Consider the following 265-nt stretch of genomic DNA (forward strand, 5'->3'; position numbering starts at 1 on the left):
GACCTTCCGACCGATCAGGCGGTGCGGCACGGAGTAGAAGCTGTGCAGCACCTCGATATGGTAGTCGGGATGCACCTTGGCCTGCTTCCATTCAGCGTACTCGAAAGGCGTGTCGGGCAAGGGGCGCAGCGCCGCACGTTCGATCTCTTCAAAGAGCTCATGCCGCGAGCGACCCACCCGCCGCATGGTGCGCGCATTGAGATCTGCAAGCAGCTCGGCAATGGCCAGGTTCAGGGCCTCGATGGAAAAGAACTGCCGGTTGCGC

Annotated in this window: 1 protein-coding gene; it reads right to left on the reverse strand. The window is 62.3% G+C overall.

The features are described from left to right. A partial coding sequence (locus ACH107_RS33870; RefSeq protein ID WP_412509931.1) for a Mu transposase domain-containing protein occupies window positions 1–265 on the reverse strand: 265 nt, incomplete at both ends.

The organism is Roseovarius halophilus (ex Wu et al. 2025) (assembly GCF_047086965.1).